This is a genomic window from Oleiphilus sp. HI0128, from assembly GCF_001635365.1.
This window is the reverse complement of record NZ_LWGG01000301.1, coordinates 1-789: the sequence shown is the minus strand read 5'-3', so window position 1 is coordinate 789 and position 789 is coordinate 1. Positions and strand designations below refer to the sequence as shown.

1 protein-coding gene is annotated in these 789 nt (G+C 45.9%); it reads left to right on the top strand.

All coding sequences use genetic code 11. The features are described from left to right. On the top strand, positions 1 to 789 hold a 789-nt coding region (locus A3763_RS03855; RefSeq protein ID WP_156494886.1), incomplete at both ends, for a sigma-70 family RNA polymerase sigma factor.

Genomic DNA, 789 nt, shown 5'->3' with positions numbered 1-789 from the left:
ACGACGATGACGAAGAAGAGGGCGAGAAAGGCCCTGATCCAGAAGAAGTGCGTGAGCGCATGGATGAACTTCGTGCTCAGCTAGCGGTAGCCTTAGCAGAAGAAGCAAAGCATACTCGTAGCAGTAAAGAAGCAGCTAAAGCTTATAATGAGCTAGGTAAACTGTTTGCACCGTTTAAATTGAGTGCCAAGCAGTTCGATGCCTTGATCGTTGAAGTTCGTACTACCAACGAAATCGTTAGGATTAATGAGCGTGCAGTTATGGCGCTTTGCTCCAGATATTGCGGTATGGATCGTAAAGAGTTCATCAAACGATTCCCGGGTAATGAAGCAAACCTACAGTGGATTGACGGCCTAATTGAAGAAAGTCACCCCTGTGCAGCGAAGCTAGAAGCGAACCGTGTTGAAATTACGCGTGCGCAAAGAAAGATCGCAGAAATGGCTAACATAACTGGCATGACCATCGCTGAAATTAAAGACGTCAACCGTCGTGTATCGATTGGTGAAGCAAAAGCGCGTCGTGCGAAAAAGGAAATGGTAGAAGCCAACCTTCGTTTGGTTATCTCCATCGCGAAGAAATATACCAACCGTGGCCTACAGTTCCTGGATCTTATTCAGGAAGGTAACATTGGCTTGATGAAAGCGGTAGATAAGTTCGAATATCGCCGTGGTTACAAGTTCTCGACTTACGCTACATGGTGGATTCGTCAGGCAATTACTCGTTCTATTGCTGACCAGGCACGTACGATCCGTATTCCGGTACACATGATCGAAACCATTAATAAATTGA